Source organism: Flavobacterium koreense (assembly GCF_054776075.1).
Window position 1 is genome coordinate 1 of sequence record NZ_BAAHCF010000044.1, and the last position, 310, is coordinate 310.

The window sequence follows — 310 nt, forward strand, 5'->3', positions numbered from 1 at the left end:
GCTTGTGGTGTTGCTAATAACACAGATTGTAATGATAACAACAATACTCAAAATGTATTAATTACATTCTACCAAGATTTAGATGGTGATACTTTTGGTAATCCATTAGTTTCTACTCAAGCTTGTTCGCAACCTGTTGGTTATGTTTTAAACAATACAGATTGTAACGACAACCAAATACAATATTTAGATGCTGACAACGATGGTTTCGGTTCTTCAACAATTGTTGCTTGTGGTGTTGCTAATAACACAGATTGTAATGATAACAACAATACTCAAAATGTATTAATTACATTCTACCAAGATTTAG

Annotated in this window: 1 pseudogene; it reads left to right on the forward strand. The window is 31.6% G+C overall.

The features are described from left to right. Nucleotides 1–310, forward strand: a pseudogene (locus tag ACYU7A_RS14900) (hypothetical protein); the annotation flags it as partial.